Annotated in this window: 12 protein-coding genes; all 12 read left to right on the top strand. The window is 70.2% G+C overall.

The window, feature by feature from the left end; genetic code table 11:
- The first annotated feature begins 41 nt into the window (after window positions 1-41).
- The 12 genes from EDF48_RS15940 (at window position 42) to EDF48_RS15890 (ending at window position 11898) form a co-directional block, all read left to right on the top strand.
- A complete protein-coding gene (locus EDF48_RS15940; protein WP_123937427.1) occupies window positions 42-2210 on the top strand; it encodes an AAA family ATPase in 2169 nt (722 codons plus the stop codon).
- 89 nt (window positions 2211-2299) lie between these two features.
- Window positions 2300-2854, top strand: a complete 555-nt coding sequence (locus EDF48_RS15935; protein ID WP_123937428.1) for a DUF2231 domain-containing protein — start codon at window positions 2300-2302, stop codon at window positions 2852-2854.
- Between the two features lie 55 nt (window positions 2855-2909).
- A complete protein-coding gene (locus tag EDF48_RS19575; protein WP_260154542.1) occupies window positions 2910-3032 on the top strand; it encodes a hypothetical protein in 123 nt (40 codons plus the stop codon).
- A 6-nt stretch (window positions 3033-3038) separates the two neighbouring features.
- On the top strand, window positions 3039-3692 hold the full coding sequence (locus tag EDF48_RS15930) for a response regulator transcription factor (RefSeq protein WP_131881221.1): 654 nt from the start codon (window positions 3039-3041) through the stop codon (window positions 3690-3692).
- Window positions 3689-4852 (top strand): ATP-binding protein, encoded by a 1164-nt coding sequence (locus EDF48_RS15925; protein WP_131881219.1) that lies wholly within the window; start codon window positions 3689-3691, stop codon window positions 4850-4852. Before EDF48_RS15930 ends, EDF48_RS15925 begins: the two co-directional genes overlap by 4 nt.
- A 47-nt stretch (window positions 4853-4899) precedes the next feature.
- The gene (locus tag EDF48_RS15920) at window positions 4900-5427 is read left to right on the top strand and encodes a hypothetical protein (protein ID WP_131881217.1); all 528 of its coding nucleotides are present in this window, start codon (window positions 4900-4902) and stop codon (window positions 5425-5427) included.
- Window positions 5424-6485 (top strand): peptidoglycan-binding protein, encoded by a 1062-nt coding sequence (locus EDF48_RS15915; RefSeq protein ID WP_131881215.1) that lies wholly within the window; start codon window positions 5424-5426, stop codon window positions 6483-6485. The genes EDF48_RS15920 and EDF48_RS15915 overlap by 4 nt, the downstream gene beginning before the upstream one ends.
- The gene (locus EDF48_RS15910) at window positions 6482-7204 is read left to right on the top strand and encodes an ABC transporter ATP-binding protein (protein WP_131881213.1); all 723 of its coding nucleotides are present in this window, start codon (window positions 6482-6484) and stop codon (window positions 7202-7204) included. Before EDF48_RS15915 ends, EDF48_RS15910 begins: the two co-directional genes overlap by 4 nt.
- Entirely contained in the window at window positions 7201-8388 is a 1188-nt protein-coding gene (locus EDF48_RS15905) for an ABC transporter permease (RefSeq protein WP_243698126.1), read from the top strand. Before EDF48_RS15910 ends, EDF48_RS15905 begins: the two co-directional genes overlap by 4 nt.
- 283 nt (window positions 8389-8671) lie before the next feature.
- Window positions 8672-9997: a sugar ABC transporter substrate-binding protein gene (locus EDF48_RS15900; RefSeq protein ID WP_131881211.1), complete on the top strand. Its 1326-nt coding sequence runs from the start codon at window positions 8672-8674 to the stop codon at window positions 9995-9997.
- Between the two features lie 3 nt (window positions 9998-10000).
- Window positions 10001-11044 (top strand): sugar ABC transporter permease, encoded by a 1044-nt coding sequence (locus EDF48_RS15895; protein WP_131881209.1) that lies wholly within the window; start codon window positions 10001-10003, stop codon window positions 11042-11044.
- Window positions 11041-11898: a carbohydrate ABC transporter permease gene (locus EDF48_RS15890; RefSeq protein WP_243650121.1), complete on the top strand. Its 858-nt coding sequence runs from the start codon at window positions 11041-11043 to the stop codon at window positions 11896-11898. Before EDF48_RS15895 ends, EDF48_RS15890 begins: the two co-directional genes overlap by 4 nt.
- Window positions 11899-12055 lie beyond the last annotated feature (157 nt).

Below are 12055 nucleotides of genomic sequence, written 5' to 3'. Positions count from 1 at the left end.
AGACTCAAGTACAACACCACCGCAACGAAAGGACGGAACGCATGGCGAACCTCCAGGGTGCTCCTGACTCGCAAGAGCGACAGAAGACCGCCCTCGAGCAGTACGGCGTCGACCTGACGGCGATCGCTCGCAGCGGCAAGCTCGACCCGGTCATCGGACGCGACTCCGAGATCCGACGCGTCAGCCAGGTGCTCACCCGCCGCACCAAGAACAACCCCGTGCTCATCGGCGAGCCCGGGGTCGGCAAGACCGCCGTCGTCGAGGGGCTCGCGCAGCGCATCGTCGCCGGTGACGTCGCCGACTCACTGAAGGACAAGCGGCTCGTCTCGCTCGACATCTCCTCGCTCATCGCCGGCGCGAAGTACCGCGGCGAGTTCGAGGAACGCCTCAAGGCCGTGCTCAAGGAGATCAACGACTCCGACGGCCAGGTCATCACGTTCATCGACGAGTTGCACACCCTGATGGGCGCCGGTGGCGGCGAGGGGTCCGTTGCGGCCTCGAACATGCTCAAGCCGATGCTCGCGCGCGGCGAACTGCGGCTCATCGGGGCGACGACGCTCGACGAGTACCGCGAGTACATCGAGAAGGACGCCGCCCTCGAGCGCCGCTTCCAGCAGGTCTACGTGGGGGAGCCCAGCGTCGAGGACGCCGTGGCGATCCTCCGCGGGCTCAAGGAGCGCTACGAGGCGCACCACAAGGTCACGATCAACGACTCCGCCCTCGTCGCCGCGGCCAGCCTGTCGAACCGGTACATCTCCGGCCGCCAGCTGCCCGACAAGGCGATCGACCTGATCGACGAGGCTGCCAGCCGGCTCCGCATGGAGATCGACTCCAGCCCGGTCGAGATCGACGAACTGAAGCGGAACGTCGACCGGCTGCGTGTCGAGGAGTTCGCGCTCAAGCAGGAGAAGGACGACGCCTCGAAGGCGCGGCTCGAGACCCTGCGGAACGAGCTGCGCACGCGCGAGGAACGACTGGGCGAGCTCGAGCAGCGCTGGCAGGCCGAGCGCGCGAGCCTGAACCGCATCGGTGAGCTGAAGCAGCAGCTCGACGACCTGAACATGCGCAGCCAACGTGCCCAGCGCGAAGCCGACTACGCGACGGTGTCGCGCCTGGAGTACGCCGAGAAGCCCCGGATCGAAGCGGAGCTCGCGGCCGCCGAGCAGGCCGAGTCCGCCGACCGCATGGTGAACGACAGCGTCACCGACGAGGACATCGCCGCCGTCATCGCGCAGTGGACGGGCATCCCGCTCGGCCGGTTGCTGCAGGGCGAGACCGAGAAGCTCCTGCACCTGGAGAACGAGCTCGGCCGCCGGATCATCGGGCAGCGCACCGCCGTGAACACCGTGTCCGAGGCCGTCCGTCGCACCCGTGCCGGCATCTCCGACCCGGACCGTCCGACCGGATCGTTCCTGTTCCTCGGACCGACCGGTGTCGGCAAGACCGAGCTGGCCAAGGCGCTCGCGGAGTTCCTGTTCGACGACGAGAAGGCCCTCGTCCGCATCGACATGAGCGAGTACGGCGAGAAGCACTCGGTCTCGCGGCTGATCGGCGCCCCGCCCGGGTACGTCGGCTACGAGTCCGGCGGGCAGCTCACCGAGGCCGTCCGGCGTCGCCCGTACTCCGTCATCCTGCTCGACGAGATCGAGAAGGCGCACCCCGAGGTGTTCGACGTGCTGCTCCAGGTGCTCGACGACGGCCGGCTGACGGACGGGCAGGGGCGCACGGTCGACTTCCGGAACACGATCCTCGTGCTGACGTCGAACCTCGGCTCGCAGTTCATGACCGACCTGACGCTGACGGACGAGCAGCGCGAGGACGCCGTGCGCGAGCTCGTGCAGCAGGCGTTCCGGCCGGAGTTCATCAACCGTCTCGACGACATCGTGGTGTTCCAGGCCCTGACGGCCGACGACCTCGGCCAGATCGTGTCGCTGTACGTCGACCGGCTCGCCCGTCGCCTGACCGACCGCCGGCTCGAACTCGCGGTCACGCCCGAGGCGCGCGGCTGGCTCGCCGAACGCGGGTACGACCCGCTCTACGGTGCGAGGCCGCTCCGCCGCCTCATGCAGCGGCAGATCGACGACAAGCTGGCGCGCGCGATCCTGTCCGGTGACGTCCGTGACGGTGACACCGTCCGGGTGGACGTCGCCGAGGACGGCGACGGTCTGACTGTCGAGCCGTTCCAGTTGGCGGAGGTCGTCGAGGAGTAGGCGACGGCCGCGGTGGGTGGGGTGACCGACGGGAGGCCCGGTGCCGGTTCCTGGGACCCGGCACGGGCCTCCCGGGTTGGCTGCAGGGCATGCCTGAGATCCGCGCGATCCGTCGCCTCACCGACACCGTCGAGCACGCGAGCGTGCTCGACAAGGCCGTCGACATCGACCGTTCGGTCGTGAACGCCCTCGCCCGGCCGAAGGCCCTGCGGCAGTTGCTGCACGGTGTGCCGTTCGGGCACCCGCTGCACCCGCTCATGGTGCAGGTACCGCTCGGGGCCTGGATCTCGGCCGCCGTGCTCGACGTGTTCGGCGGGAAGGGCAACGCGAAGGCCGCGAAGACCCTCGTCGGCGTCGGGCTCGTGTCCTCCGGCAGTGCGAGCCTCGCCGGGTACGTGGACTGGTCCGAACTCGACCGCGAGCAGCTGCGCACGGGATGGGTGCACCAGGCCGTCAACTGGGTCGGCATCTCGCTGTACGGCCTGTCGTGGTGGCAGCGCAAGAACGGCAACCACGGCGCCGGCAAGCTGCTCGGGTTCGCCGCGCTCGGTGTCGTGGGGGTGGGCGGGTACCTCGGCGGACACCTGGCGTACCGCCAGCGCGCCGGCGTGAGCGACCACGGTGAGGTGCCGTTCGACGCGTGACCACTGATACGGAAACGTTATGTGGACGAAACGCGGTACGTGAAATGCTCGACCCATGGATCGACTCAGCACCGACACCGTTCCCCTGACCGGCCTTCCCGCCCGCGGCGGCCTCGAGTTCATCGTCCACATCGACGAGGCGGCGGGGGTCGTGTCACTCGACCTCACCGCCGCGTGACCAGCCGTGCGGGTCCTGGTCGTCGATGACGAAGCAGCCCTCGCCGACCTCGTCGCGAAGGGCCTGTCGCGGCAGGACATGGCCGTCGACGTCACCTACCGCGGCGACCACGCCGACGAACTGCTGGCGGTGAACGACTACGACGTCGTGGTGCTCGACCGTGACGTCCCGGGGGTGCACGGCGACGAGGTCGCACGTCGGCTGGCGTCGCGCGGCAGCCTGACCCGCATCCTCATGCTCACCGCGGCGGCGACCCTGACCGACCGCGTCAACGGGCTCGAACTCGGCGCGGACGACTACCTCGCGAAGCCCTTCGAGTACCCGGAACTGGTCGCCCGGGTGCGCGCGCTCGGTCGGCGCAGCGTGGCCCCGGTCGCGCCCGTGCTCGAACGCGTCGGGATCGTCCTCGACACGAACCGTCGGATGGTCACCCGTGACGGCCGACCGCTCGACCTGACCTCGAAGGAACTCGGGGTGCTCGAGGCGCTCCTGCGAGCCGACGGTCGCATCGTCTCCGCCGAGGAACTGCTCGAGAAGGTCTGGGACATGAACATCGACCCGTTCACCGCTGCCGTACGGGTGACGATGTCGAAGCTCCGCAAGAAGCTCGGCCGCCCCGATCCGATCCGGACGGTCCCGGGCGAGGGCTACGCGCTGTGAGACGGCTCCGGCGGACCTGGAGCATCCGGGCCCGCACGGCGCTGACGTTCGCGCTCGCGGCGATGGCGCTCGCCACCGGGGTGGTGGTGTTCTCGAACGTGATGTCCCTGGCCGGGGTCGGCGCGGGTCTCGACACGACGGCGATGCGCGGTGCCTCCCCGGCGGACACGTTCGTGACCGCCTCGCCGGTGCCGATCGGCGAGCGCTCGGCAGCGAACGACGCACCCTCCACCACGGTCGCGGTGGTCCGGCTCGTCGCCGTGCAGCAGTGGCAGTGGTCCGCGATCGGCATCGCCGGGGCGGGCCTCGTCGCCGGTGGCGTCGGGTGGCTGGTGAGCAGGCGCATGCTCCGACCGATCGACCGGATCACCGCGACGGCGAACCGGATCACGGCGTCGAACCTGCACGAACGCATCGCACTCGAGGGCCCGGACGACGAACTCCGACGGTTGTCCGGCACCGTCGACGACCTGCTCGACCGGCTGCAGACCGCGTTCGAGAGCCAGCGACGGTTCGTCGCGCAGGCGTCGCACGAACTCCGGACCCCGCTCGCGGTCCAGCGTGCCGCGATGCAGATCGGGTTGCACGACGGTGCCGGCGCCGATGACGTCCGAGTGGTGCGCGAGGAACTGCTCGCGCAGAACCGGCGCACCGAGCACCTCGTCGAGTCCTTGCTCGTGCTCGCGGAGGCCGATCGAGGGCTCGCAGGCGTCGGGACGTCGATCGACCTCGTGGCCATCGCCGACGAGGTCGTCGCGGGAGCCGCCGGGAGTGCGCACGAGGCGGGCGTGACCATCACCCACGAGGGCCGAGCCGCGCCTCCTGGCAGACCCACCATCACCGGTGAGCCGATGCTCGTCCGGCAGTTGCTCGTCAACCTCGTCGGCAACGCCGTCGAGTACAACGAAGCCGGCGGCTTCGTCCGCGTCACCACGCGCGGTGACGGCCTCGTCGTGGAGAACTCCGGGCCGGTCGTGCCGGACGAGGTCGCGCCACTGCTCGTCGAACCGTTCCGACGCTGCCCCGAGGTCGCATCCGGCGGCCGGCACAGCGGCCTCGGCCTGTCGATCGTCGCGTCCATCGTGCACGCGCACGGGTGGCGACTCGTCGTCACCGCGCGCCGTGAGGGCGGCCTGCGCATCGACGTTTCGTCGGTGTGACCCCACGCGTACCGGGGACGAAACACCGGGTCCGCTGTGCTGGTCCCATGAAGCCATCCACGAAACACTCCACCACCACCACCATCATCGCCGTCGCCGCAGCCGTCGTGCTCCTGCCCGGCCTCCTCGCCGGCTGTTCCGGAGCGCCGTCGAGCGACTCGACCGACACGGCCTCGGGCGGCGGCAAGGGGGCCGGGGCCTCGCTCGCGTCCTGCATGCGTGACCACGGGTACGACATGCCGGATCCGTCGTCGGATGGGAGCACCCTGTCCCTGTCGGCTCCGGACGGCATCGACGACGAACAGTGGACGGCGGACCTGCAGGAGTGCATGGGCGACGCCGGAGCCGGTGAGGGGTTCCAGGCGGCGAAGCCCGCCGGGACGCCGGAACAGCGGAAGCAGATCGCGGAGTGCATCCGTGAGAACGGGTTCGCCGACTACCCCGACGGTGATGATGCGATGTCCACGTACCGGCCCGACGACCAGGACGCGTTCCAGGACGCGTCGTCGACGTGCTTCGACGAGGTCCTGGGCAAGGGCGGCAGCTCCGGTTCGAACACGACGGTGCAGCCGTGACGACCGTCCTGACCAGGCGTCGAGCGCTCGTCACGAGCGCGTGCCTCGTCGCGGTGCTCGCCGCAGGCGCTGGCACGTGGTTGTTCATCGACCTGCAGGCTGCGCCGTCCTCGGCAGCAGCCGAGTCCGGGAAGCAGCAGCACCCGACCGCCGCGGTCACGAAGGGCGACCTGACGGACTCGAAGGTGTTCGCCGGGACCCTCGGGTACGGCACGGCCACCGGGGTCCCCGGCGCCGCCTCGGGCACGCTGACCTGGCTCCCCGCGCCCGGGCAGGTCATCAGGAGCGACGAGTTCCTGTACGCGGTCGACGAGCGCGGGGTGCGGGCGATGCACGGCACGGTGCCGATGTGGCGCTCGCTCGAACGCGGGCTGACGGGCACCGATGTGCAGCAGCTCAACGACAACCTCGCCGCGCTCGGGTACGACGTCGCGCAGGACGACTCCTTCGGCCCGCGGACGCAGCGCGCCGTGCGGCAGTGGCAGGAGGACCGGGGGCAGGAGGTCACCGGCGTGCTGACCTCGGCGGACATCGCGTTCGTCGACGGGGACGTGCGTGTCGCGACCGTCGACGGGAAGCTCGGCCAGCCGGCGGAGGGAGGGAGCGGCGACGTGCTCTCCGTCACGAGCACGAAGCGCATCGTCGTCGCCACCGTCTCCCAGCGCGACGCCGAACGGCTCGCGGTCGGCACGGAGGTGCGGGTCCGGATCAACGGCGCCGGGGCACCGATGACGGGCGAGGTCACCGACGTCCAACCGAGCTCGGGAGACGACGCCGGGTCCAAGGTCGACGTGTCCGTCGCGTTCGACCCCGGCTCGCGACGGCTGCCCGCTGCGGCGTCCGCGCAGATCGACGCCGCGGGAGCCACCGAGAAGGACGTCCTCTCCGTGCCGGTCGCGGCACTCGTGACGACGGGGAACGGCGCGTACGCGGTGGACGTGGTGCGGCGCGACGGCACGACGAAGCGGGTTCCCGTGACCCCCGGGTTCATCGCCGACGGCCGGATCGCGATCACCGGGAACGTCGCGGAAGGCGACCGCGTGGTGGTGCCGGGATGAGCGGCACGGGGCCGGTCCTCGCCCTGCGCGAGGTCACGAAGACCTACGGCGACGTCGGCGCGCTCCGCGGGGTGACGCTCGACGTCGCCGCCGGGGAGCTCGTCGCGGTCGTCGGTCCGTCCGGGTCCGGCAAGTCCACGATGCTCAACATCGTCGGGACCCTCGACCGTCCCACGCAGGGCTCGGTGTCGATCGCCGGGAACGACGTCGCGACCATGTCCGACAACGCCTTGTCCGCGCTGCGAGCTGAGCACGTCGGCTTCGTGTTCCAGCAGTTCCACCTGCAGGCCGGTGCCACCGCGGCGGAGAACGTCGCCGACGGGCTCCTGTACTCGGCGACCGGGCGACGTGAACGGCGCCGACGCGCCCACGAGGCCCTGGAACGAGTCGGCCTCGGGCACCGCACCGACCACCGCCCGACCCAGCTCTCCGGGGGTGAGAAGCAGCGCGTGGCCATCGCCCGCGCGATCGTCGGGAACCCCACGATCCTGCTCGCCGACGAGCCGACCGGCGCGCTGGACTCCGCCTCCGGTGCGGCGATCGTGACGCTCCTGCGTGCGTTGAACGCCACCGGCACCACGGTCCTCGTCATCACGCACGACCTGGGCCTCGCAGCCTCGTTGCCGCGGCAGGTCCGGATGCGTGACGGTCTGGTGGAGCACGACTCGGCGGTCGGGCCGGCTGGGGACATCGCCGCTTCCATCGGGGGTGGCTGGTGACCGGCGTGCGAGCACGGTTGGGTGCCGCTGACCTGCTCCGGCTCGGGGTATTCGGGCTGCGCACCAGACCCGGCCGTGTCGTCCTGTCGGCGCTCGGCATCGCGATCGGCATCGCCGCGATGATCGCCGTCGTCGGGATCTCGTCGTCGAGCAAGGCGAAGCTCGACCAGGTGCTCGACGCCCTCGGCACGAACGTGCTCACCGCCACGCAGGCCCAGGGGTTCGGTGACGTGCCGCCGTTGCCGTCCACCGCACTCGAGTCGGCACTCCGCCAGGACGACGTGCAGTCGGCTGCCGCGGTCGGCACCGTGGTCGACGCGGCCGTCTACCGCAACGAGTTCATCCCGCCGCCGGAGACGAAGGGCATCGGCGTGATGGCGGCTTGGGGCGACGTGCCGCGCGTGCTCGGCGGCGAGCTCGGGTCCGGGCGCTGGATCGATGACTCGGTCGTGGCTCCGCCGCAGGTGGTGCTCGGTGCGGCCGCCGCGTCGGCACTCGGCATCGACCGGGTCCGTGCCGACAGCCGCGTCTGGATCGGCGGGCAGTGGGTGCAGGTGGTCGGGATCCTGGAGCCGATCGCGCTCGCCGACGACCTGGACAGCCAGGTGTTCGTCCCCCGCGGCCTCGGCCGGCAGCTCGGGTTCGACGGGGCGCCGACCGCCGTCTACACCCGCGTCGACCCGCCGGTGGCACCGGCTCGCGATGTCCTGGCGAACGCGATCCGCCCCGGAGCGCCGCAGGACGTCGGCGTGACCCGACCGTCCGACGCGCTCGCCGCGAAGGACGCCACCGACGACTCGTTCACCGGGTTGCTGGTCGGCATCGGCGGTGTGGCCCTGCTCGTCGGCGGCATCGGCGTCGCGAACACGATGGTGATCACCGTGCTGGAACGTCGTGCCGAGGTCGGGGTGCGGCGAGCCCTCGGAGCGCGGCGGCGGAACATCCGCGACCAGTTCCTCGTCGAGTCGCTGCTGCTGTCGTTCCTGGGCGGGGTGGCCGGTGTGGTGATCGGGGTCGGGGTGACGGTCGCCTTCGCCCTGGCGCAGGGATGGCCGGTGGCGATCCCGCTGTGGGCCGTCGGCGGCGGGCTCGGCGCGACCGTCGTGATCGGCGGAGTGTCCGGGTGGTACCCGGCCGCGCGCGCAGCGCGCATCCCACCGACGTCCGCCCTGGCGGCCGTCTGAGGCCGTGGTGGTGATCCGGGAGGCCCGGTGCCGGTCTGCGGGACCGGTACCGGGCCTCCCGGTCGTTCCGTCCACCCCGTCGACGCGTGGCGCAGATCATGCCTGGTCATGACCAGTCGCGTCAAGCGTTGGCGACGATCTGTTCGCCATCCGTGATCCCCCGGAAACACGCGGATCGAACCCGCTCACAGGGACCGATCCAACGGTTGACAAGGGCTCTCGGAAGGTCTTCTATTGCGAATACGCAACGACCTTTCATAAAGGCCGGACCAAGGGAGTCAACGTGACACGCACGCGTTTCGCCGCACTCGGTGCGCTCGGCCTGGCGGCCGCGCTCGCCCTCACCGGGTGCTCCGCCGGAAGCAACGGAGCTTCCGACGGTGGCACGAAGGCCATCGGCACACCCGATGGCAAGGGCAAGACCATCACCGTCTGGATGATGAACGGCGACCTGAGCGACAAGGTCCTCGACGCAGCTCAGAAGCAGTTCACGAAGGACACCGGGGCGAAGGTGAAGATCCAGACCCAGCAGTGGGACGGGATCACCACGAAGCTCACCACGGCGCTCGCCCAGGACGACGCCCCGGACGTGGTCGACCTCGGCAACACCCAGGTGCCGGTCTACGCAGCGGCCGGCGGTCTCATGGACCTGACGCCGTACCGCGACGAACTCAAGGACGGCCAGACCTGGCTCACCGGGCTCGAGGGGCCGGCCACGGTGGACGACAAGCTCTACGGTGCTCCGCTGTTCGCCGGCAACCGTGCCGTCGTCTACAACAAGAAGGTCTGGAAGGACGCCGGCGTCACCGACGTGCCGACCACCTACGACGAGCTCACCGCCGACCTGGACAAGGTCAAGGCCGCCAACACGGCGAGCGACTTCTCCGCCTTCTACATGCCCGGCCAGTACTGGTACGGCGGGCTGCAGTGGGTCTGGGATGCCGGCGGCGAGATCGCCTCCGACAAGGACGGCAAGTGGACCGGGAAGCTCGACTCCGACGACGCCGTGCAGGGCCTGACGGCGTGGAAGACGTTCCAGAACGACTACTCCGCGAAGTCGACGCAGGACATCAACACCGACAAGCCCTCGCAGAGCGACGTCTTCGCGCAGGGCAACACCTCGGCGTTCCTCGGCTCGGCGTGGGAGATCGGTTCGATCACCACCGCGAAGCCGGCGCTCGCCGACCAGATCGGCACGTTCCCGATGCCCTCGCAGACGGACGGCAAGACGCAGCCGGTGTTCCTCGGTGGCTCCGACCTCGGGATCCCGGCGAAGGCCGCCAACCAGGACCTCGCGCTGTACTACCTGAAGATCCTGACCTCGAAGGAGTTCCAGCAGGACCAGGTGTTCGGCGTGGACGGCTGGGAGCCGAACTCGACCGAGCTGCTCGACGCCGTGGCCGACGACGTCGACACCCTGCACAAGCCGTACTTCGCGGCAGCGGGCACGAGCCGTCCGACCCCGGCGACGCCGGGCTGGGCGACCATCGAGGGCGACGCGTCGTTCCAGTCGATGTTCGCGGATATCGCCACCGGGCGGAAGTCGCCGGAGCAGGCCGCCGAGGGCTTCTCGAAGCACCTCACGACCGCGCTGAACGCGCAGCAGTAGTCGATGACCTCCACTGCAGAGCAGGCGACCGGTTCGGAGCAGTCCGAGCCGGTCGCCGGCGGCGGGGGGACCGGGGGCGCGGGCACCGGGGGCACCGGCGGTGCCGGGTCGGGGCGGCCGGTCCGTCCCGGCCGCGGGGCGCGTCGTCGGTCGGCGGTGGCGTCGCGCGCACCGCTCGTCCTGCTGGCGCCCGCGGCGATCCTGCTGCTCGCGCTCGTCGTCTACCCGCTCGTCCGGCTCGTCGTCATCTCGTTCCAGGACTACGGACTCAGGGCGATCTTCACCGGGGAAGCCGGGTTCGCGGGGGTCTCGAACTACACGAACGTCCTGACCGACGCCTCGTTCTGGCCGGTCATCCTGCGCACCGTCCTGGTCACCGGAGCGATGGTGCTCGGCACGATCGTCATCGGGATGGGCGTCGCGCAGCTGCTGACCCGGTTGGGCGTCGCGATGCGCACCGTGGTCAGCGTCGTGCTCGTGCTGGCCTGGGCGATGCCGAACGTCGCCTCGAGCCTGGTGTGGCAGTGGCTGTTCCAGCCCTTCTACGGCGTGCTCAACTGGCTCATCACGCAGCTGCGGGTGTTCGGCGACCACACGCAGGACAACTGGGCGTCGCACCCCGGGCAGGCGTACACGATCGTGCTCACGCTCGTGATCTGGCAGGCCGTGCCGTTCGTCGCCCTGACGCTCTACGCCGCACAGTCCCAGATCGCGCCGGAGTACTACGAGGCCGGGGCGCTCGACGGTGCCTCGACGTGGACGATGTACCGCGCGATCACGCTGCCGGCGCTCGCCCCGACGCTGCTGCTCGTGTCGATCCTGTCGGTGATCTGGGACTTCAACGTCTTCAACCAGATCTGGTTGCTCACGAGGGGTGGTCCGGAAGAGGCCACCCTGACGCTCGGCATCTGGACGTTCGTGAAGTCGTTCGTCTCCAACGCGTACGGCCAGGGCGCCGCGATCGCCGTCATCTCGACCGTGATCCTCGGCGCGCTCACCAGCTACTACATCCGCCGGCTCGTCCGCAGCGGGGAGGAGGACCTGTGACCGTCTCGAATGCTGCGCCGGTGCGGGCGCGGAAGCGGAAGCCGCGCGTGGTGGCGAACACCATCGCGGTGGTGTTCTGCCTGGTGTGGGTGTTCCCGATCTACTGGATGGTGAACACCGCCTTCAAGCCGGCGGACGAGGTCACCACCATGACCCCGATCTGGGCACCGCTGCACCCCACGCTCGACAACTTCACGCGCGCGCTCACCCAAGAGGGCTTCCTCGTCTACCTGCGGAACTCGACCATCGTCGTGGTGGCCGCCGTGCTGCTGTCGATCGTGGTCGGGTTCCTGGCGTCGGCGGCGCTGTCGCGGTTCCGGTTCCGCGGGCGGCGGGCGATCCTGGTCGGCATCCTGTTCGTGCAGATGATCCCGTCGGGCGCACTGCTCATCCCGCTGTTCCTGTCGTTCCAGACGCTCGGTCTGCTCAACAGCTACGTCGGGCTGATCCTGGCGTACGTCGCGAGCGTGCTGCCGTTCTCGATCTGGGTGATGCGCGGGTTCTTCGTAGCTGTACCCGTCGAGATCGAGGAGGCCGCGAAGGTCGACGGGGCCGGCACCTTCCGGATCCTGTGGAGCGTGCTGTTCCCGCTCGTGATGCCGGGAGTCATCGCCACGAGCGTGTTCGCGTTCATCGCGGCGTGGAACGACTACCTGATCGCGTACGTGATGCTCAAGGACCAGGGGATGTACACGCTGCCGGTCTGGCTCGCGGGCTTCTCGACGAACAAGGGCACGGACTTCGGCGGGCTGATGGCGGCGAGCGTGCTGTTCTCGATCCCCGTGGTCGTCTTCTTCCTCATCGTGCAGCGTCGCCTGGTCAGCGGCATGACCGCGGGAGCCGTCAAGGGCTGACGCGCTCGACCGAACACCCCGTCGCACACGCGGCGGGGTGTTCGTGCGTGTGGGGCGTTCGTGCGTGTGGGGTGTTCGTGCGTGTGCCGTCCGTCGAGGTTCCACGACATGCCGCGTGCTGGACGCCGAGGTTCCACGGACGGGCTGTGGGCGCCGC

Origin of the sequence: Curtobacterium sp. PhB191, assembly GCF_004346515.1 — a bacterium.
Lineage (GTDB): Bacteria > Actinomycetota > Actinomycetes > Actinomycetales > Microbacteriaceae > Curtobacterium.
Note: the sequence above shows the minus strand (reverse complement) of the source record. Positions and strands in the feature narration are given on the sequence as shown.

What these genes read in the sequence shown, in the direction of transcription:
- EDF48_RS15940 (WP_123937427.1), top strand. Translation starts at nt 42, where the DNA reads ATGGCGAACCTCCAGGGTGCTCCTGACTCGCAAGAGCGACAGAAGACC.
- EDF48_RS15935 (WP_123937428.1), top strand. Translation starts at nt 2,300, where the DNA reads ATGCCTGAGATCCGCGCGATCCGTCGCCTCACCGACACCGTCGAGCAC.
- EDF48_RS19575 (WP_260154542.1), top strand. Translation starts at nt 2,910, where the DNA reads ATGGATCGACTCAGCACCGACACCGTTCCCCTGACCGGCCTTCCCGCC.
- EDF48_RS15920 (WP_131881217.1), top strand. Translation starts at nt 4,900, where the DNA reads ATGAAGCCATCCACGAAACACTCCACCACCACCACCATCATCGCCGTC.
- EDF48_RS15910 (WP_131881213.1), top strand. Translation starts at nt 6,482, where the DNA reads ATGAGCGGCACGGGGCCGGTCCTCGCCCTGCGCGAGGTCACGAAGACC.
- EDF48_RS15895 (WP_131881209.1), top strand. Translation starts at nt 10,001, where the DNA reads ATGACCTCCACTGCAGAGCAGGCGACCGGTTCGGAGCAGTCCGAGCCG.